The 18,808-nt window shown below is 45.0% G+C and carries 16 protein-coding genes and 1 tRNA gene; 8 read left to right on the plus strand and 9 right to left on the minus strand.

Annotated features, from left to right (window positions below):
• Positions 1 to 113 precede the first annotated feature (113 nt).
• Entirely contained in the window at positions 114 to 977 is an 864-nt protein-coding gene (locus DVY93_RS00985) for a universal stress protein (protein ID WP_230708406.1), read from the minus strand.
• A 256-nt stretch (positions 978 to 1,233) separates the two neighbouring features.
• Between DVY93_RS00985 and DVY93_RS00990 the strand changes: the two genes are divergently transcribed.
• Positions 1,234 to 1,767 carry a DUF2058 domain-containing protein gene (locus tag DVY93_RS00990; protein ID WP_193005494.1) on the plus strand — a complete coding sequence of 178 codons (534 nt, stop codon included), beginning with the start codon at positions 1,234 to 1,236 and terminating at the stop codon, positions 1,765 to 1,767.
• A gap of 181 nt (positions 1,768 to 1,948) precedes the next feature.
• Here the strand turns inward: DVY93_RS00990 and DVY93_RS00995 are convergent, their stop codons facing one another.
• From DVY93_RS00995 to DVY93_RS01005, 3 genes are all read right to left on the minus strand, one after another.
• Positions 1,949 to 3,739 (minus strand): potassium/proton antiporter, encoded by a 1,791-nt coding sequence (locus DVY93_RS00995; RefSeq protein WP_230708407.1) that lies wholly within the window; start codon positions 3,737 to 3,739, stop codon positions 1,949 to 1,951.
• Positions 3,740 to 3,818: 79 nt separating this feature from the next.
• Positions 3,819 to 4,154 carry a GlpM family protein gene (locus DVY93_RS01000; RefSeq protein WP_230708408.1) on the minus strand — a complete coding sequence of 112 codons (336 nt, stop codon included), beginning with the start codon at positions 4,152 to 4,154 and terminating at the stop codon, positions 3,819 to 3,821.
• Positions 4,155 to 4,344: 190 nt separating this feature from the next.
• On the minus strand, positions 4,345 to 6,015 hold the full coding sequence (locus DVY93_RS01005) for an alpha-keto acid decarboxylase family protein (protein WP_230708409.1): 1,671 nt from the start codon (positions 6,013 to 6,015) through the stop codon (positions 4,345 to 4,347).
• A gap of 266 nt (positions 6,016 to 6,281) precedes the next feature.
• On the opposite strand from DVY93_RS01005, the gene DVY93_RS01010 reads away from it, so the two are divergent.
• Positions 6,282 to 6,356: transfer RNA gene (locus DVY93_RS01010), tRNA-Gly, on the plus strand.
• Between the two features lie 283 nt (positions 6,357 to 6,639).
• Here the strand turns inward: DVY93_RS01010 and DVY93_RS01015 are convergent.
• The 3 genes from DVY93_RS01015 to DVY93_RS01025 all read right to left on the minus strand — a co-directional run bounded on the left by DVY93_RS01015 (position 6,640) and on the right by DVY93_RS01025 (position 8,985).
• A complete protein-coding gene (locus DVY93_RS01015; RefSeq protein WP_230708410.1) occupies positions 6,640 to 7,344 on the minus strand; it encodes a hypothetical protein in 705 nt (234 codons plus the stop codon).
• A 263-nt stretch (positions 7,345 to 7,607) separates the two neighbouring features.
• On the minus strand, positions 7,608 to 8,321 hold the full coding sequence (locus DVY93_RS01020) for a DarT1-associated NADAR antitoxin family protein (RefSeq protein ID WP_230708663.1): 714 nt from the start codon (positions 8,319 to 8,321) through the stop codon (positions 7,608 to 7,610).
• Between the two features lie 355 nt (positions 8,322 to 8,676).
• Complete coding sequence (locus tag DVY93_RS01025; protein WP_442966491.1) at positions 8,677 to 8,985, minus strand: YeeE/YedE thiosulfate transporter family protein; 309 nt, start codon at positions 8,983 to 8,985, stop codon at positions 8,677 to 8,679.
• 327 nt (positions 8,986 to 9,312) lie between these two features.
• On the opposite strand from DVY93_RS01025, the gene otsB reads away from it, so the two are divergent.
• From otsB to DVY93_RS01055, 6 genes are read left to right on the plus strand one after another with little or no spacing between them, the layout of a single operon-like run.
• Positions 9,313 to 10,254, plus strand: coding sequence for a trehalose-phosphatase (gene otsB / locus DVY93_RS01030; protein ID WP_230708411.1), 942 nt, complete (start codon positions 9,313 to 9,315; stop codon positions 10,252 to 10,254).
• Entirely contained in the window at positions 10,251 to 11,885 is a 1,635-nt protein-coding gene (locus DVY93_RS01035) for an alpha,alpha-trehalose-phosphate synthase (UDP-forming) (protein ID WP_230708412.1), read from the plus strand. The genes otsB and DVY93_RS01035 overlap by 4 nt, the downstream gene beginning before the upstream one ends.
• A 34-nt stretch (positions 11,886 to 11,919) precedes the next feature.
• The gene (locus DVY93_RS01040) at positions 11,920 to 13,008 is read left to right on the plus strand and encodes an acyl-CoA dehydrogenase (RefSeq protein WP_230708413.1); all 1,089 of its coding nucleotides are present in this window, start codon (positions 11,920 to 11,922) and stop codon (positions 13,006 to 13,008) included.
• A complete protein-coding gene (locus DVY93_RS01045; protein WP_230708414.1) occupies positions 12,996 to 13,895 on the plus strand; it encodes a PIG-L deacetylase family protein in 900 nt (299 codons plus the stop codon). The genes DVY93_RS01040 and DVY93_RS01045 overlap by 13 nt, the downstream gene beginning before the upstream one ends.
• Complete coding sequence (locus tag DVY93_RS01050) at positions 13,879 to 14,661, plus strand: class I SAM-dependent DNA methyltransferase (RefSeq protein WP_230708415.1); 783 nt, start codon at positions 13,879 to 13,881, stop codon at positions 14,659 to 14,661. Before DVY93_RS01045 ends, DVY93_RS01050 begins: the two co-directional genes overlap by 17 nt.
• A 43-nt stretch (positions 14,662 to 14,704) precedes the next feature.
• Complete coding sequence (locus DVY93_RS01055) at positions 14,705 to 15,382, plus strand: glycosyltransferase (protein ID WP_193005502.1); 678 nt, start codon at positions 14,705 to 14,707, stop codon at positions 15,380 to 15,382.
• 64 nt (positions 15,383 to 15,446) lie between these two features.
• Here the strand turns inward: DVY93_RS01055 and DVY93_RS01060 are convergent, their stop codons facing one another.
• Together DVY93_RS01060 and DVY93_RS01065 are read right to left on the minus strand one after the other, a co-directional pair.
• Complete coding sequence (locus DVY93_RS01060) at positions 15,447 to 16,553, minus strand: CaiB/BaiF CoA transferase family protein (RefSeq protein ID WP_230708416.1); 1,107 nt, start codon at positions 16,551 to 16,553, stop codon at positions 15,447 to 15,449.
• The gene (locus DVY93_RS01065; RefSeq protein ID WP_230708417.1) at positions 16,546 to 18,747 is read right to left on the minus strand and encodes a 3-hydroxyacyl-CoA dehydrogenase NAD-binding domain-containing protein; all 2,202 of its coding nucleotides are present in this window, start codon (positions 18,745 to 18,747) and stop codon (positions 16,546 to 16,548) included. The genes DVY93_RS01060 and DVY93_RS01065 overlap by 8 nt, the downstream gene beginning before the upstream one ends.
• Between the last annotated feature and the right edge of the window lie 61 nt (positions 18,748 to 18,808).

The following is an 18,808-nucleotide window of genomic DNA, read 5'->3' on the forward strand; positions in this document are numbered from 1 at the left end:
TTAAGGATTTTCTACTGACGGCTAAGCAAAAGAGACTCTACTTATCAAAACCTTTTAGAAGTTAACTCAAACTGGTTGACTACTACAATCGTAAAGCTTACAAAATACGAAAGTTAGCGCACCAAAATCACTGGTGATAACGTGCTGGCGATAATTTCTGTCGTGGTACTTCCCAAAAATAACTGCTGCCACTTAGAATGGCCATAGGCGCCCACCACCATAATATCAATGTGATTGTCTACTTGGAATTTTAACAGGCCATCAACGGCATCAGCCGCCGATAAATGATGGGCCTCTACGGTAAAACCTGCATCTTCGAGCTGCGCTGCGGCTGCACTCAAGCTTTGTTTGGCAGTGTCATTATGGTTGCCTATCATGACGATATGACCCTGCAACCCTTTCAAGACAGGACTTCTCGCAACCATCCACGCCGCTTTAATAGCCGTTTTGCTGCCATCGAAGGCAATCATATATGAGCTTGGCTCTTTGAATTTCTCTGAGCAAATCAGTACCGGAACATCTGATGCTCGGGCAACTGTTTCAATTTGACTACCGATATTAATGCGACTGTTTTTATGGTCTTCTCCGCGCCGTCCCATGACCACGGCTCGGTTTTCTGTTTTAAAGTGCTCAATGGCTGGTAACAGCTTGCCGTGCCGTTGGTAGATACGGACACTGACACCATCAAAGCTACCTTGAATGTGACTTTTGGCATCTTGCACTAGGGCATCGCTATAACTGTTCACAACCTTTGCTCTTTGTTCATCCAGTTCCGTTAACTCTTCTAATAAAAACTGGCGACTATTAATACCGATCGCCCCTGACAAATCACGTCTGGTCGACACAGGAATATCACTAACATGCAGCAGACCGACTGGTAAGTTCAGCTTACTGGCATACCACGCTGCATAGTCACAAACCGATTCGGTCACTGCCGAGCCGTCAATACAGGCCAAAATGTGCTGTGATGTCGTCATAATTTATCCTTAAATGTAGTTATTTACTCCCATGATTTGATCATAACCAATTTAGACCCTTTCATCCAGTGATGTAATTACAATTGTCCCATACGGTTAGACCAACCCACACCATAATCAAAAACAATGTCTAATAGAGTTCGTTTGACACATTCGTGAAGTCTTGTCCTCTCCTAACAGCATGCCCTAGGAAAGTTTGCTACAATATATTTTTTTTAATTTATGATTGAAGTAATCTTATTTAGGTGATGGAACTATGGCAAAAAATGCCCTACAGGCTCAATTGTTAAAAGCGGGATTGGTGGATAGCAAAAAAGCCAAAAAAATCAGCAAGCAGACGCAGCATGCCAAGCGGACTGGTGACTCAGAGAGTATGGAAGCCAAAAAAGCGTTGGCAGAAGCCCAAGCAAAAAAGCTGGAGAAAGATCAAAAGCTCAATCAGGAAAAACAACGTGCTTTAGAAGAGAAAATGCTAAAAGCCAATATTGTACAAATGATTAAGCAGCATCAGATTACCGATACAGATGGTGATGTTAGCTATCAGTTTGTAGATAACTCTAAGGTGAAAAAAATTGCTATCACCCAAAAACTGTATGATCAAATTGTGGTCGGTCATGTGGTGATTGCACGACTAGAAGAAGGCTATGCCCTCCTCCCTCGACCATTGGCAGATCGTATAGATGCGAAAATGGAAGGCTTTATGGTGGTGTCTAACGATACGACAGAAGAAGTACTGGCAGAAGACGATCCTTACGCGGCTTATGTGATTCCAGATGATTTAATGTGGTAGTAGCTCACTTCTATAAAGATTGTTGAATCAAAACCCTTTATAGCATTTGATAGTCTACAAAGGGTTTTTGATAGTATTCGTTTACGACTATTTATTCTCACCCAGTCACATGCTTACTGCAACCACTCAAGTTTTAAGACGCTGAGCTACTGACCAACATTATGGCCCATAGTGACAAAGACTATACTGCTGTGTGTGGTTCTTGGTTTTTTAGACCAATGGTTCTCAGCTTGCCTTTGTCATCCACTTCCTTAATGACCAATGACCACTCTTCACTGATTGCCACGGTGTCGCCTGAGACGGGCGCGGTACCCAAGTGTGATTTTACGTACTCAGCAACCGTTTGCTCCCACATATTTTTGAAGCCCTCTTCATCTGTGGTTTTTAGCGTTTTTACTAACGTTTCAGATTCCATAATACCGGCAAAAAATGGTAAGTCTCCAAGTTTGACACTCGGTGATAGCAGCCAGTCACCATAAAAATCATCGATGGCTTTACGATCGAGTGTTGTATCATTAAAGATGTTGGCAATTTTACTGGCATGATTGCCGCGCATCGCGTACCAGACACTATCGCCAAATTTTAGCTTGGTGTCATTATCAACCACCACAATTTGCTGCCCGCGTACCAGTGCAAACACACTGATTTCGTCGGGGCTAATGCGTTTAGAGATGTCCATCGGGTGGCGGCCAATAGCAAACGCGCCCGATTGAACTTCAAACTCATACAAGGTTATGCTCGCTTTATCTGAGACCCAAACCTCGTGTTCTTCTTTTGGGTCTTTATTATTCGGAATACGTACTTTGAACAGAGTGGCCATAAAAGGAATGGTCGTCCCTTGCAAAATCAATGATAAAACCACCACACCAAACGCAATATCAAACAGCATAAAGGCGTTGTCTATCCCAGCCATCACGGGCAGCATGGCAAGAGTAATAGGTACCGCCCCACGTAAGCCGACCCAAGAGATAAAACCAATCTCTCTGTCTTTAAATCTAAAAGGTTTCACACTGGTATAAACGGCGATAGGACGGGCAACCAAAATCATAAAGGCCGCAATCGCTACTGAATAGTGCCAGACATTGATGACATTCGATGGAGTGACCAAAAGCCCCAATACCACAAACAGTACCGCTTGCGATAACCAAGCAAAGCTATCCATCACTCGCATGACATGCTCAGTTGAGCGCACCTTATGATTGCCAATCAACACGCCCGTCAGATACACCGCCAAAAAGCCACTACCGCCCAGTAGATTGGTCGCGGCAAAAACGGCCAAACCAGCAGAAAGTATCAAAATAGCATACATGCCTTCTGCCAAGTGCACCTTTGGCAACAGCCGAGATAGCAAGTAACCAAAGAGTAAGCCCATACCCAACCCAAAGCTCAGCTGCTGCAACAGCAAGCCTAAAAATCCAAGTACCGTCTGTCCGGCAGGATCAACGTTTAAGGCAATCAGACCAGTTACCAACAAAATAGCCAACGGGTCATTAGCACCGGACTCTAACTCAAGCGTGGCTTGAACGCGATCATTCAGTTTAACCCCACCATTGCGCAATAAAGAAAATACAGCTGCCGCATCGGTCGAACCAACAATAGCGGCCATTAACAAACCAAAGCGCCAGTCAACATCGAGCAGCCAAGTGACAAACACGCCTAACACCATCACCGTGACCAGCACACCCCACGTAGCTAAAGTAACTGCAGGCTTTAAACCGACTCGAAACGACTTAAAAGAGGTACGTAAACCACCATCTAACAAGATACAGGCTAAGGCTGCTTGCCCGACAAAATTGGCGAGCGCATATTGAGAAAACTCAATACCCAATATTCCCTGCTCGCCCGCCAGCATTCCTACTATCAAAAACAGCAATAACAATGGTACGCCTAAGCGCGCAGATAGTGTGCTCGCCATAATGCTGGCGAAAATGAGTACTGCGCCTACGAGATACAGGATATTTAAGGTATCCATCTTTTTAAGCCCTATTTTAATCGATTATGATGAGTTGGGTTCTTGCGACAGTGACGTAATAATGATGCTATACCCTTCATTAAGCCTGAATGTATTGCCATGCGACCACCAAGACAGCCGCTGCCACTGTCCAAGCAACGACCCCTAATAACAACGCCTTATACAAGCCAATATAGCTGATGCTAAAAAATACCACAAAAGTGTAAATCAGATGCGGTATGACCCCAAGCATACTAAATATGAGGGCCACTTTTAGGTCAGCGGGACTACGCTCGGTACCAACGATGAAATGACTGATCAAAGTAAAAGTGGGGAACAGGGGCGCAAGCGCAGCCAAATAGAAAAACCGAGTCTGTGCGAATAATTGAATCACCAATACCATCAACGCGCCAATAAGCATTTTTAGCCAAATCACGATGGGTTATCTCCTGTTGAATGCCAAGGGCTGAACATCGCCTAACCTGTCATGATACTAAAGTATGCAAACAGACATAAGGGCTATCTCTGTTTAGTTGGGCAACATTATAAAAACAGTCAAAAAAAACCCATTTAGTCACCAAACTAAATGGGTTTTTGCGTTTATCATCAAAACTTGGCCGATACTGTTAATCGGCTTTCGGCTTCAGGGCGGCGCTGATATCAGCTAACAGTGGCGGGATATCATGCTTGTCTGCCATCACCTCTAGCATGACTAACTTATCTGTGGTTGCCGCCGCTGTTTCGAGCGCAGATTTCAACTCACCAGCAGTGTTCACCTTGAGAATTAAACTGTTGTCTTCCGTGGCACCAAACGCTTGCGGCATCATCTGCCAATTACATTTAGGAATGTCATTATAACGCTGATGTTCACCATGAATCGCCCGCTCAACCGTATAGCCATCATTGTTAACCAATACTATGACTGGGTTGATACGCTCTTGAATCATCACTGCGAGCTCTTGTACCGTCAATAACGCTGAACCATCACCGATCAGTAAGACACTACGCTTATTTGGCGAGGCAATAGCAGCGCCCAAGCTTGCTGGCAACGTATAGCCAATCGACCCCCACATTGGTTGCCCATAGGACGTAACGCCCTCTGGCAGACGCACATCACTAATACCAAAGTAGGCAGTCCCTTGGTCAGAAAACACCAGGTTGTTATGGTTTAAGTGGTCTGCAATGATGTGCCAAAGGTCATCCTGACGAATAGGCTCGTCATCTTTGCCATTTTGCTCGTGCGGCTTGACTGGCTCACAAAAAGGTTTGGGCATAATATTGATACCAGATGTCATCACTTCATGTAGCGCTTGTAAAGAATCCTTTAACGCAATCGGAGCAAAATTCTGACCGCTAATAGACGCGCGTTCATAATGCAGATCGACCACCACCTCCTCATTGATATCTTGGCTAAAGCCTGCCGTGGTGGTATCCGTATATTGCACACCAATTTTTATCAAACATTCGCAGTTTTCTACCGCATCTTTAACCACTGGTCGTGATGCCACACCGGCATACGTCCCTGCCCAGCGATCGCTGTTTTCATCTAGCAATGTCTTGCCCCACGACAGCGTTGTATAGGGAATATCGGTATCGGCGATTAAGGCTTTGAGCTGCGGCTGTAGCCCCAAACGATGCACCATCAAATCTGCCATAAGCGTCGTGGTTTTATTTGGCAAAAAATCTATTAGTGCTTGCTTAAAATTGGCTAGTGCGGCTTGGCTAGTGATGTCTTCTTGGCTGTCATCAAGCTTGGTCGTTGGCGGATAAATAGGTTGACGAGCAACATCAGGGGATAGCAACAGATAGCCTGGACGGTGCTTTTTTAGTATCAAGCGAATCACACGGTCGATCTCTGATGCCGCATTTTCAGGGGTAATCTGTGCCCGTGCTACCGTTACAGGCTCTACCATTTTGATAAAATGATTAAATGTGCCATCCCCCAGAGTGTGATGGATGCGACGTTTGGAATCTTGTAGTGCTGTACTTGGTGCCCCCACGATGTGTAGCACTGGTGCATACTCAGCAAAAGAGCCTGCGGTCGCATTAATCGCGGACAACTCCCCCACCCCAAAAGTGGTCACCATAGCAGCAAAGCCACGCTCGCGTGCGTAGCCATCAGCGGCGTAACCTGCGTTTAGCTCATTGGTGTTACCCACCCAGCGTAGTTTATCAGAGGCGATGATATTGTCTAAAAAAGTTAAATTAAAATCACCAGGCACGCCAAATATCTCAGAGGCACCCGCTTCTGCGACACGATCAAACAAATAATCGGCGATGGTATATTGTTGACTCATTTTTTATCCTTATGACTTATCTTGGTAAGTATTGATCATTGAAAATGTCAGTGAGTTAAATTATAAAGTGCGTCCCAGCCTATTTATGCAATACAAAGCTTTTGGAATACATAATATAATAAACTGTTATAACATATATTCATGACCAGATGACACGCCTGTTTTACTAACTTTACTTTTTTTCTTCATAGGTGTTGACAGACCAAAAAAACTGCGTATAATACCTCGTCATCATCTAGACAATAGATTGTTTATCAGATGATTTAGCGGGAATAGCTCAGTGGTAGAGCATAACCTTGCCAAGGTTGGGGTCGAGAGTTCGAATCTCTTTTCCCGCTCCAAATACTTAAAAAGCCTCACTTAACAGTGAGGCTTTTTTTTATCTAATTTTCAGGGGTTTGTAGAGAAATTTTCGTAATATCTTTTTGAATATAGTTAAGTTTATCTACTCAGTCAAAAAGCTCGTTTTCGGTGCGGTGCCCATTTGGTGCCCAAACTGTGCCCTGCCCTAAACTCTCAAAACTTAAGGGGCTGCCCTAGATCGTTTTACCTACCTAAGACAACCCTTTATTTTATCGTGCTTGGCGTCACAAACACCGCTCACCCAACCGCTTATTTTTTACGCTACTCTGCATCATCTAATAATTTATTCAGCTCGTCCACCATTGCGTCATCTATGATGTTGTCCTCTACATAGCTTACTATCTCGTCTATGGTCGTCAGATCCATTTTCCGAATACCTAAGCGGTCGAGCTGCTCATTAATAGACTCTAAACTCTCACCATCTTCAGAATCGTCTAATAGGTTCTCCTCGTACCTAACTCTGACGAACCAATACATTTTTTCTAGCACGGTTTGTTTTTTGGTTAAAGTAGAATACCCGTCACCATAAATAAACAAATTAAAATGATAAGGTATCTCTACATCGTTAATGAAAAAAGTACGCTGACACTCTAATGTATAGGCTTGAATTTCTTTGTCTTTAACGCCTTCGTCTTCTTTATTATCTTCATCATATTCGATCGCTTCCTCTATCAACCCACCTACTATTTGATAATCGCCTACTTTGATTTTATGATTGTAAATAATGCTAGAATCCGCGATTGCCTCAAAAATAACGGCACTGACGTCTAACGTATGATCATCAATGTCATAAAACTCTTTGAGCGCTGGCAAAAACTCTGTCAGCTTGTCTTCAGGCACTGAAATGAGAAATTGCTGCTCATATATTTTAATCATGTCTTCAGGCGCATAAGTGTTTGCAGTATCAGTCTCATTTCTACCTGTCGGCTGCAAAGGTAAAAAGTTGTATGGGTTATTGTCGGTCATTTGGAACTGCCTTTTTATTTGGGTTAGCTTTATTAAATGTCTAATATTATCAATTTGTACGCATCTCTAAGCACGTTTCTACTTTTCAAATCATAGCGGCTAAAAGCCTGTAGCGTATTATCTCTCATTCCAACGCTTTTAGATATATAGTCATAAAAACGCAAGCTCAATCACTACAGTTTATAAAAACTGACTGGTAAGTATGTTTCTGTGTCTCTATGCCTCTGTGTCATGGCATTCAAAAAAGAGTGCCAATCTAGCGATCAGACCCAACCCTTTTCCAAAAGCTGCTCGGTATTGCTCACTTTAAAGTCACTACATAAATCAAAAAATGCCATCGGATCTTCAACCTCATCGAGCAACTCTCGCTTATTGAGCGCCACAAACATCGCCAGCGCATAAGCCGCACTATGGATAGATTTTTTAGGATTAAACGTAATATCAGTAAAAGCTTGATACTGCATGACCGCCTCGTGCAGCGAAGGGTTTTGTTTTAGAGCATTCACATATAGCCAATCATAAAAGGTGGTCAATGGCTCGATACTCCACTCCATACCAAAATAGTTGTAGCCAATGAGTTCACCTGAGGCTGTTAATCGCTCGTCTTTTTTGGCTTGTCTTGGCGGGGCGGTCAGCAAGTCGATGTAAGGTCCACCATGTTCAAACACCTTACTGGCATAAAAAGCGTTTTCGACACTATATTCCCTACCATCATGCTCATTCGTTAGCTTCAAGCTCAGTGGGCTTAACGGAAAGCTCAACTTATTACCCGATTTACTAGACAGCTCTAGGACGTGGTTAAAACCATACTTTTTACGAATGACTTGATGCAGATCATTGATAGATTTTTTCTTCTGTCTACTTGCAAACCCCACATGCCGCTCAAACCTCACCATGTCTGTTTTTACCAGATTGTCACTGTTGACTCTAGGCATAAATACGGGTCTGTGTTCTACAGCATTTTGGCTTTGTTCCAGAGGATTCTGTTTTGTTTCCATAGCAATGTACCTTATATATCAATGGTCTTGTATAAATGTTCTTTCATAGCGGATCAGACATACATAGTAGTTATTCAATGTATGGAACCGCTCCGACTGTATCGAAGGCTGATTTAACCCTATCAGGCAATAATAGCGGTCAAGGTTAAACGACTATAATACCGTTTTTCAAACTCAAAAGCTGGCACATAACCCGTCACACGGTACAAACGAGCCTTATTAAACCTCAGAAGCGTCCCTCATTTTACGATGGAACACCCAGTAAAAAAGACTCACAACTAATTGCGAGCCTTTTCAGATTAGACACTCTCATCATAGGGATGAGTATTTTGTATTAGCACACAGAATCGTTAGATTTTGGCACTGACAGTCCAAACAGGGGACGCATGTACAATGCTAAAAAAGTGCCTGCCATGGCGAGTATGCCCCAAATATAGCCATGCAAGCTAAAAGAAGCAATACCACCAAAGTAAGCGCCAATATTACAGCCGAATGCAAGACGGGCACCATATCCCATCATCAGCCCACCAATTACTGAAGCCGCAAAATTGCCGACCGTAATCTGCGTGAATTTGAATAACCCACCGGCAGCCGAAGCAATAAAAGAAAACAGCCAAACAATTCCCTCGATATCAAAGCAAATTAGGCTGTTATAAAACGTGCAAGACCCTTAATAAAAAACGGATCAAACCTGTACTTATCAATCCAAGCAGTAGATGAGCCATTATTCACGAAAGCGCGTTCATTAAGGCCACATCTGGTGAGTTACAGAAATGATGCCAAATTAAACATACTCGCCACCAGAGGACAACTGGGTCTATGGCAAACTTATTATCAGGTTTGGAGGTATACAGCTCGTTACTCTCGCCACCCAAACTGACAAACGCATGAGCTTTTAGCAGATAGCCTATCTCAAAGTCAGGTTACATTTAGTCAAAACATAATATTGCCTCACTAAAAAGGAAAAAGTGTGACTGTTGCAATAAACCCCAGCATAAGTACGCCGTCGTACATCCCGCCCAACACCTTTGCTGATTATTTATCTAATCAGTATCACTACTGTTTGTTCTTGGATATGGATGGCACGCTGGCAGATTTTACGCTTAATCCCAAAGACAGCGCCATTCCAAACGCCACATTGACACTTTTACAAAAAATACAAAGTCATGGCGTTAACGTCGCTATCGTGACAGGACGCAGTCTTGATGAAGCAAAAAAAATGCTGTCTCCTCTACAGTTACCGATTGCCGCCACTCATGGGCTAGAAATAGCATTTGATAGCAAAGAAGACAGTGATAATAATAGTAGCAATAGTAGTGACAACATAAGCGTTGCGCATGTGGATGCTACCGAGCTTACCACTATCAGGCAGCGCATCATCCAATCTTGTCTGCCTTATCGTGATTTCACGATAGAAAATAAGCCATATTCCGTTGCCCTACACTATCGCTGTGACCCTACTTTAGCGGATGCAGCTTATACCATAATGTCAACAGTATTAAACCATCATTCCAATTGGACATTGAAACAAGGGAAATATGTGTGGGAAATCATGCCAAAAGGGGCAGATAAAGGGACAGCAATTTTAACCTTATTAAAGAATATGCAAGTCAGCGAAGACTTGTGTCCTATCTTTATTGGTGATGACATTACCGATGAGGCAGGTTTTATAGCTGTGCAAGACAAAAATGGGGCTAAAACAGTAAAAACACCCCAAAAAACAGTAAAGGGCATGGGTATTAAAGTAGGCGATGAGCGAACGTGCGCCCATTACTATGTGCATAGCGTACACGAGGTACGGGTGTTGCTTGAGAGCTTCTTAAGCTTTTTTCAAAGCCACCTTGCTCTACCATCTGACTTAGCAGACGCTCACACCTCTTCTATCAAAAACCCAATGAGACACGTTATATGAGCCGTTTAATCGTTTTATCTAATCGGGTTAAAATGCCCGACAACAATCCGATGGCAGGCGGCCTTGCGGTAGCACTGCATGATGTATTAATAGAAAATCCAAGTATTTGGATGGGCTGGAATGGCAAGATTTTAGATCCTTGTGTCGATGGTTTTAACGACTGTGCGACCAATGCGTTTAGCAGTAGCAAACCACCTACTCTAGCAAGCGCTGACGTTGACGGGCAAAGAGCAAACCCAAAAGTCACCTATATAACCACTGCTCTAACGACCAAGCAGTACCAACATTTTTACTGCGGATTTGCCAATAATGTACTGTGGCCACTGTTGCACGAGCAAGCCAATTTAATCAGCCAAGCCCCGCAAGATTATGCAGGCTATCAAGCGGTAAACCATCTTTTTGCCAGGCAATTAAAAAAAGTGATTGAACCGGATGACGTGATTTGGGTTCATGATTACCATTTTTTAAGCGTGGCGCATTACTGTCGACAATTAGGGATAAATAATCGTATTGGCTTTTTTTTGCACATTCCATTTGCCCCACTGGCATTTTGGCAGCAACTTAACCAAAGCCCTGAATTGATTGAACATCTTGCCCATTATGATGTACTGGGTACGCAAACTCAGCAAGATAAAACCAACGCTATAGCCGTCTTTCAGCATTATTTAAACGGCCGCTTTTTACAACACAGCCCTTTAAATGAGTCATATAACAGTCAAGACTTTACCCCATTTAACCGATTCGCTGGGGTGCAGTTAACGCTCAATCTAGATTTATGCGCCACGCACTGTTTAGCGATTAACGCCTACCCAATCGGTGTGAATGTGGCAAAAATCCAGCAGCAGATCACTCGTTCATCTTCACATCTACCCTCACAAACGGTAAAACACCCACAGCAAAAAAACGTCATAAAGCCCGCCGCACAGCAGATAATTGCTGTCGATAGAATTGATTACTCCAAAGGTTTATTGGAGCGTTTTTCAGCATATCGCTATTTTTTACAACAATATCCGCTGTATCAAAACCAGCTAAAATTACTGCAAATTGCCTGCCCTAGCCGCTTAGATCTACCTGTTTATCGCCGGCTTTATGACAATGTCAAACAAACCGTCCGTGGTATTAATCAGCAATTTTTGCCGAATGGGGAGCAAATGCCTACGTTTAAAACCGATGGCTTTAGCGCCCACGACAAAGCTAACGATTTTATAAATAACTGGCAGGCGATTACGTATAGCGAAAAAGTGCTAAATCACAAGGCACTAATGAAGGCGTTTTGGCACAGCGATATCGGTTGGGTCAATTCGCTTAAAGATGGCATGAACCTAGTCGCCAAAGAATACATTGCCGCCCAAAACCCTGAGAATCCAGGTGTGTTAATGCTATCACGTTATGCCGGGGCTGCTGAACAAATGCAAGCGGCGGTCATTATCGATCCGCACCAGCCCAAAAGCATCATACACGGTTTAAAAACAGCTTTAGAGATGCCACTTGCCCAGCGAAAGGAGCGCTATCAGGCGTTGTTACAGGGGTTACAGCAAGACAATTTACACGCTTGGCAACAAGATTTTTTAGATGATCTATACGATGTCAAAAGTCATCACACAACCAAAGAGTGTCCAGCTACCGTCTAAAAGCCTGACCCACAATAATTATTAGGAAATCTCCATGGTAACGTTAGAGGCAAAAAATCCTTTATTAAAAAACATTAAGATCGCTATAGACGACATTATCTCCGCTGATCGTCAAACGACTGACACGTTGGTTATCACCGATAAACTGCGGCACGACCTCTTAAAGCGTTTAGTCACCTATAGCGACAAAATCCCCCATCCTGCCAGTGGTGACAGGACAAACCCACACACCTTAATGCGTTGGCAAATTTTGGCATATGTGGCAGGCATTGATTTAACGATTGCTAAATGGTTTGAGTCACACTTAGACGCCCTAAGTATTTTACATGAAGTCGGCTATAGCGAAACGGCACAAGGGCTATGGGCAATTTGGGCGGCAGAAGGTCATCCTGACCCCATACGTTATCAACAAGGCAAAATCAGCGGCTCAAAGTCATGGTGTTCAGGCGCCAATATCGTGGATCATGGTCTCATGACTTATCGAGATGAGAATGGTCAATTGCAATTACTTGTTGTGAATATGCAGCAAGACGGGATCAAGATCGACAACGGAGCATGGCAAGCGGTCGGCATGCAAGCCACTGATACAGCTACCATACAGTTCAATCAAGCAGCAGCCAGTCATGTTGGCGCGGCAAACGCGTATTTAGAACGCGTGGGCTTTTGGCATGGCGCGGCAGGGGTAGCTGCCTGCTGGTATGGCGCAACGGCATCTATAGCGACCTATTTGATAAAAGGGTATCAGCGTAAACCGCACGATTTTAAAGCCATGTATCTGGGACAGATTGGCACAGCATTGGCCGTCACTCAGCAGTATTTTCGCCATGTGGCTCACTTGATAGACAGCCAACCAGAACACAGTCATGAACTTGCCATTCGCCAATTAAGAGTGAACGTCGAGCAGTTGGCGCTTGAAGTCATCGAAACCGTTGGACTGGCATTGGGCGCAGCACCCTTTTGTGGTAATGCCCATTTCGCAAGGCTATCAGCGGATTTGCCTGTATTTATTCGCCAAAGTCACGGCGCGTTTGATTTACAAAAAATTGGCGAACTATCAAGTACTTTAGCCAGCGAAACAATCAATGAATCAACGAATGGACAGGAAAACATATGGCAACTGTAACCACCAATATGTCAGAACATCCTGCATGGTCTGACCTAACATTTAGCGATAATGAGGCAGCGGTCAGTACCGATACCGTAACCGATTATACGGCCACTTCTGAACACAATCATCCGATTGTCGGTGACCGTGTGATTGAGGGCGATGGCACCAGTCAAGACGCTTGGCAGAATTGGCAAGGACTGCAAGACTTACCTCGATTGAATCTTGCACAAAACTTTTTGCCGCATCAGCGTGTGTGTGTCTTTGCCCCGCATCCCGATGATGAAATCTTGGGCTGCGCCGGTATGCTGCAACAACTGGCGGCTAATGGCAATCCTATCATCTTGATTCATGTGACCAATGGCACACAAAGCCACCCAGACTCACAGATTTATCCGCCACAAAAACTTAATGTCATCCGTCCACAAGAAAGCCTTGCGGCCTTAAAAGCATTGGGCATCGCTCAACAAGTCACGACTATGACTCTAGGTTTAGCAGATGGTGATGTATTTGCACAACAAGCCCCGTTTAACGAAAAATTAGCCGCTATTATTCAGCCTGACGATATTTTAGTGACACCTTTTGTTCACGATGGCCATCCTGATCACGAAGCCACAGGACAGGTGGTATCTGCTTTTGCCAAGCAGCACAATTTGGCCTGTTATCAAGCACTTATTTGGGCATGGCATTGGGCAAAACCGGATGATGGCCGCATTCCTTGGCACTGTGCCCTCAGAGTTGATTTAACCGCTGAGCAATTACAGCGTAAAACGCAAGCCATTGCCTGTTTTAAAAGCCAAATCACTGTTGATGAAAGTACGGGCAACCCGCCCATTTTATCGGCGCAAGCCATCGCTAGAATTAGCCAGCTCTGGGAGGTTTATTTGTATGAACCACATGTCTGAATTGACAACGCCAATGACGCTTACCGCTGATACTGATACTGATACTGATACTGACAACCAGTCTGACAGCTATTCAGCCACGTATTTTGATGCGTTATATAGCGACAGTACCGACCCATGGCAATATCAGACCCGCTGGTATGAAAAACGCAAACGTGATATGTGTCTGGCGGTCCTGCCCCAAGCACAATATGGCAATGCCATTGAATTGGGCTGCGGCAATGGCGTTTTTAGCGAATTACTGGCCCGCCGCTGTCAGGCATTGACCTGTATAGATGGTAATCATCATGCGGTACAACTTGCCAGTCAACGCTTGGCAGCGTTCTCTCATGTTAGGGTGATTCAAGGGACGATTCCTAACGCCCTATTCACTTTTAAAGAGGCATTTTTAGGATCTGATCCTTCATCAGACCATCCGCTTGTCAATCAACCACCCTTTGATTTGGTTGTCATTAGCGAAATTTTATATTATTTATCGCCAGACGAGATTGATGCGGTGACCACTTGGATCGGTCAAAACCTTGCCATAGGCGGCACATTACTGTGCTGTCACTGGCGCTACCCCATTGATGGCTTTGTGATGACGGGCGACACGGTGCACCAACGCTTACACCAAGCATTTAATTTAGCAAAGCGTGGGACAAACAATAAGAGCGCTCAGCAAGTGGCTTTTAGTCATCAAAGTGAGATTATCGATACCGATTTTTTACTAGACGTTTGGCAAAACACTTCAAATTCAGTCGCTATGCAAGAAAACTTAATATGAGGCGTACGACAGCTAGCAACAGAATGGGTGGTACATGAATGAGATAAAAATCGGTATTGTGATTCCCGCTCATAATGAAGCGATGACAATGACCAATTGCCTCACGTCGGTTCAGACAGCCATGACGCAGCTGCCGCCGACCATTACGGCGTACCCTCTTGTGGTGCTGGATAGTTGCACCGATGAGACGCTTGCATTAGTCAAAGCCGCAGGTGTGGATTACCTATGCTGTCATTATCACTGTGTGGGACGGGTGCGAGATATGGGTATTCGCCATGCTATCAAAAAAGGCGCAACGTGGATTGCCTGCACAGACGCAGATTCAATCGTAACGGTAGACTGGCTGATACAGCAAATCGCCCATATGACGCAGCAGCCTACGGATATGATTTGCGGTGTGGTGAGCGTGGATAGCTGGGCGCATTTAGCACCGCAAACGCGACAAGATTATATCAATCACTACCAAGACAGTATGGGACATCGCCACATTCACGGCGCAAATTTAATGTTTAGCAGTGAAGCATATCTCACGGTGGGTGGCTTTGCCCCATTGCCTTGTCATGAAGATGTGGATTTGGTTAAAAAATTTGAGGCCCAAGGCTATGCCATCACTTGGAGCAATCAGGTCCGTGTGATTACCAGCAGCCGTTTAGAAGCTCGGGCAGCAGAGGGTTTTGCCGCATTTTTGGCGAATTTAGAAAAAAGCCATTTATCTGAATGACCTCATCAAGGGTTGAGTTAAAAGGTATCCCGTGCTGCATCAGTGATGATGCTCGGCCATTTATTTATACAATTTGCTGCCATCCGGATGTGGCGTCATGCTCATCTTGATGGGCAAACAAGGGATGCGCTTTGGCTTCATGTAAGCTCAGTACAGGGGTCACGCAGACATCAACCGAAGCAAAGACTTGTTGCCAATAGGCCAGCGTTTGACTGGCAAATTTTTCTGCGATTGTTTTGGTTGCCGACTGGCTCTCAATCATGTGCGGCATAACGCCCCGTTGCCAGTGTACATCTTTAAGCGCTGGCAACTCCAGCACACCACACAGTCCTTGCCAGAACTTTAGCTCCAATGAGCCAACCGCCATATAACGATGGTCGGCAGTTTGGTATAAACGGTAGCAAGGCAGTGCCCCGCCCAAAAAGTCATGCTGCGGCGTGGGACGCTTACCTGTGAGACTCTCAACCAGTGCGCCGGTTGCTTTTGGCATGACCATGTGTTGATATAAGCTATGGGTCATGCTGATCGCAATATGACGACCTTTTCGGGTACGCTGGGCGGCGAATACAGCAGCAAGTATAGCAATCACTGCCGTATCACTACCGCCCGCTAAATCAGCAAACTGGACATTCGGCATGGCCTGCTCACCTTGGGCGGTCTTTAATTGATCAAGGACACCGCTCATGGCCATAAAGTTAATATCATGGCCTGCTTTATTGGCCCAGTCATGATTGATACTGTCCTCAGCTTCCATCGTGCTGTCTGTGACACCATACCCTGTGATTGAGACGATCACCAGCTTTGGGTTGATGGCGTGCAGCGTTTGGGCGTCTAGGCCCATACCTTTTAGGACACCAGGGCGGAAACTATCTAACATGACATCCGCGTCTTTAAGATGGGCTTTAATGGCCTCAATCCCTTTAGCATCACGAAAATCATGTTTTTCGGTGGTCTTGCCATGATTTAAGGCGGTAAACAAGTCACCAAAAGCTCTGGCTGGGTCACCATTTTTGGGTTCGATTTTGATGATATCTGCCCCCAAATCAGCCAGCAGGCGCGTGGCAAAAGGTCCGGGTAGGTTACGAGTCAAATCAACCACTCGTAACCCTCGCAGACAGTCAGTCATTTGTTCATGCATTTGTCCATGGTTTGGTAGCTGTCTGTCAGTCATCTGAGAACACCTCGCCTTTGTCTGCCATTGCTAACAAAATCTGAGCAGGCTCGAAACGCTCCCCGTATGTCGCAGCAAGCTCACGGCTACGCGCAATAAACGCGTCTATTCCCATGGCATTGATAAACTGTAGCGTACCACCCTGATGTGGCGCAAAGCCCCAACCAAAAATAGAACCAATATTGGCGTCAGCGACAGAGCGTACGACGTTTTCTTCATAACACTTAGCAGATTCATTGGCTTGGATAAACATCAACCGATCGACCAAATCCTGCTGCAGTGGTTGCGCCGTTTTTGGTGGGTATAGTTTCGTCAATTCAGGCCATAAGTGTTTATCGCCATTGTCTGAGTACTCATAAAAGCCTTTGCCGCTCTTTTTGCCTGTGCGGTTGTACTCTTTTACCAGCGTTTTGAGAATCTCATACGATGGGCGTACAGGAATCGACTTTCCTTCTGCGGCCATATCCAATTGCTGCTGTTTACTAACGTGTAGCGCGAGACTCAATGACACCTCATCTTGTAACGCCAGTGGCGGCATCGGCATCCCTGCTTTCGTGCCAGCCACTTCGATACTGCGTGGATGAACGCCCTCGCCTAACATGGCGATACCTTCTGAGACATACGTGCCAAACACACGCGAGGTATAAAACCCACGACTGTCATTTACCACGATAGGCGTCTTGCCAATTTGCAGCACATAATCAAAGGCTTTGGCTAAAGTCGCATCATCGGTTTGCTCGCCCATGATGATCTCAACCAAAGGCATCTTATCAACGGGTGAAAAGAAATGCAGACCAATAAACTGGTTTGGGCGCGTGCTGGCTTTTGCCAGTCCAGTGATGGGAAGTGTAGAGGTATTAGAGGCAAAAACCGCTGTTTTAGCAATGACGGCTTCGCTTTGCTGCGTACACTTGGCTTTGATGTCTCGATTTTCAAATACCGCTTCGATGATAAGGTCGCAGTCTGCCAAATCGTCATAGGAAACAGTTGGCTTGATACGATCTAATAGCGCTTGTTTTTGCTCTCTAGTGGCGCGCTGACGGCTGATGGCTTTATCAAGAATCTTAGCAGAGTACGCTTTGCCTTTTTCCGCCCCTGCTATCTCGGTATCTAGTAGCACAACATCAATGCCCGCTTTGGCAGTGACATAAGCAATGCCCGCCCCCATCATACCAGCGCCCAAAATACCGACTTTTTTGCTTTGCATGCGCTCAAACCCTTGAGGACGCGACTGACCTTTTTTAATATTGTTAAGCTGAGTCCATAGCGTGTTGATCATGTTGTTAGATTCAACAGAGAGCACACAAGCCGCAAAGTAACGCGATTCAATCTCAAGACCAGTGTCGATATCCACGAGGCACCCTTCAAACACGCAAGACATGATGTGCGTAATCGCTGGATAATTACCGTGCGATTTTTGATTGGCCATGGCCGGCGCCACTGAAAATACTGGCACTACCTGAGGATGCTTGCTATCGCCACCAGGGATTTTAAAGCCTTTTTTGTCCCATGGCTGCTGGGCATTTGGATTGGCCTTAATCCATTCTTTGGCCTGCTTTAGCATATCTACTTTGTCAGTGGCAATGGCATCAATCAGACCCATGTCTTTAGCAGTGGCTGGGCGCAGCTCTTTGCCTTGCGTCATCAGCTCAAGTGCTGCTTGAATACCGACTAGGCGCGGTAAACGCTGAGTACCGCCGCCGCCTGGCAGCAAGCCCAATTTGACTTCAGGCAGTCCCAGTTTCATTTTAGGTGCATCGATTGCAACACGATAATGACACGCTAGGGCAAGCTCTAAACCAGCGCCAAGTGCTGTCCCTGTCAACGCTGCAACGACAGGTTTTCCTGATGTCTCAAGTTTACGCAGACTACCTTTCAGATCTTCAGCCAACTCAAACGCTTGCTCAGCGGTTTTGATAGTAGCCAATTGGTCAATGTCGGCACCGACCACAAATGTCTCTTTACCTGACGTCAAGATTAAGCCTTTCACAGACTCATCGTTGATAAAGAGGTCTGTCATTGCCGCAAACGCCTCGGTAAAACCATCACCGATGACATTCATTTTGCGTGCACTTTGATCAATGATGACAGTCACGATGCCATCGTCATCACGCTGGGCAGAAAAGCCTTTCAGCTTATTAATTAAATCCACACTGTCTTTAGCCCCATCTTTTACACTATTGTTTATAGTCATGTTTCGTCCTTTGAATAGTCCCTTAATTACAATGCTCTTCCTATCTGAACCAAATCAAGCT

Source organism: Psychrobacter sp. CCUG 69069, assembly GCF_021023115.1.
Taxonomy (GTDB): domain Bacteria; phylum Pseudomonadota; class Gammaproteobacteria; order Pseudomonadales; family Moraxellaceae; genus Psychrobacter; species Psychrobacter namhaensis.

Bases quoted from the DNA above. Each gene is read 5' to 3' on its own strand.
- DVY93_RS00985 (WP_230708406.1), bottom strand. From the start codon at position 977: ATGACGACATCACAGCACATTTTGGCCTGTATTGACGGCTCGGCAGTG.
- DVY93_RS00990 (WP_193005494.1), top strand. From the start codon at position 1,234: ATGGCAAAAAATGCCCTACAGGCTCAATTGTTAAAAGCGGGATTGGTG.
- DVY93_RS00995 (WP_230708407.1), bottom strand. From the start codon at position 3,739: ATGGATACCTTAAATATCCTGTATCTCGTAGGCGCAGTACTCATTTTC.
- DVY93_RS01005 (WP_230708409.1), bottom strand. From the start codon at position 6,015: ATGAGTCAACAATATACCATCGCCGATTATTTGTTTGATCGTGTCGCA.
- DVY93_RS01015 (WP_230708410.1), bottom strand. From the start codon at position 7,344: ATGACCGACAATAACCCATACAACTTTTTACCTTTGCAGCCGACAGGT.
- DVY93_RS01035 (WP_230708412.1), top strand. From the start codon at position 10,251: ATGAGCCGTTTAATCGTTTTATCTAATCGGGTTAAAATGCCCGACAAC.
- DVY93_RS01040 (WP_230708413.1), top strand. From the start codon at position 11,920: ATGGTAACGTTAGAGGCAAAAAATCCTTTATTAAAAAACATTAAGATC.
- DVY93_RS01045 (WP_230708414.1), top strand. From the start codon at position 12,996: ATGGCAACTGTAACCACCAATATGTCAGAACATCCTGCATGGTCTGAC.
- DVY93_RS01050 (WP_230708415.1), top strand. From the start codon at position 13,879: ATGAACCACATGTCTGAATTGACAACGCCAATGACGCTTACCGCTGAT.
- DVY93_RS01060 (WP_230708416.1), bottom strand. From the start codon at position 16,553: ATGACTGACAGACAGCTACCAAACCATGGACAAATGCATGAACAAATG.
- DVY93_RS01065 (WP_230708417.1), bottom strand. From the start codon at position 18,747: ATGACTATAAACAATAGTGTAAAAGATGGGGCTAAAGACAGTGTGGAT.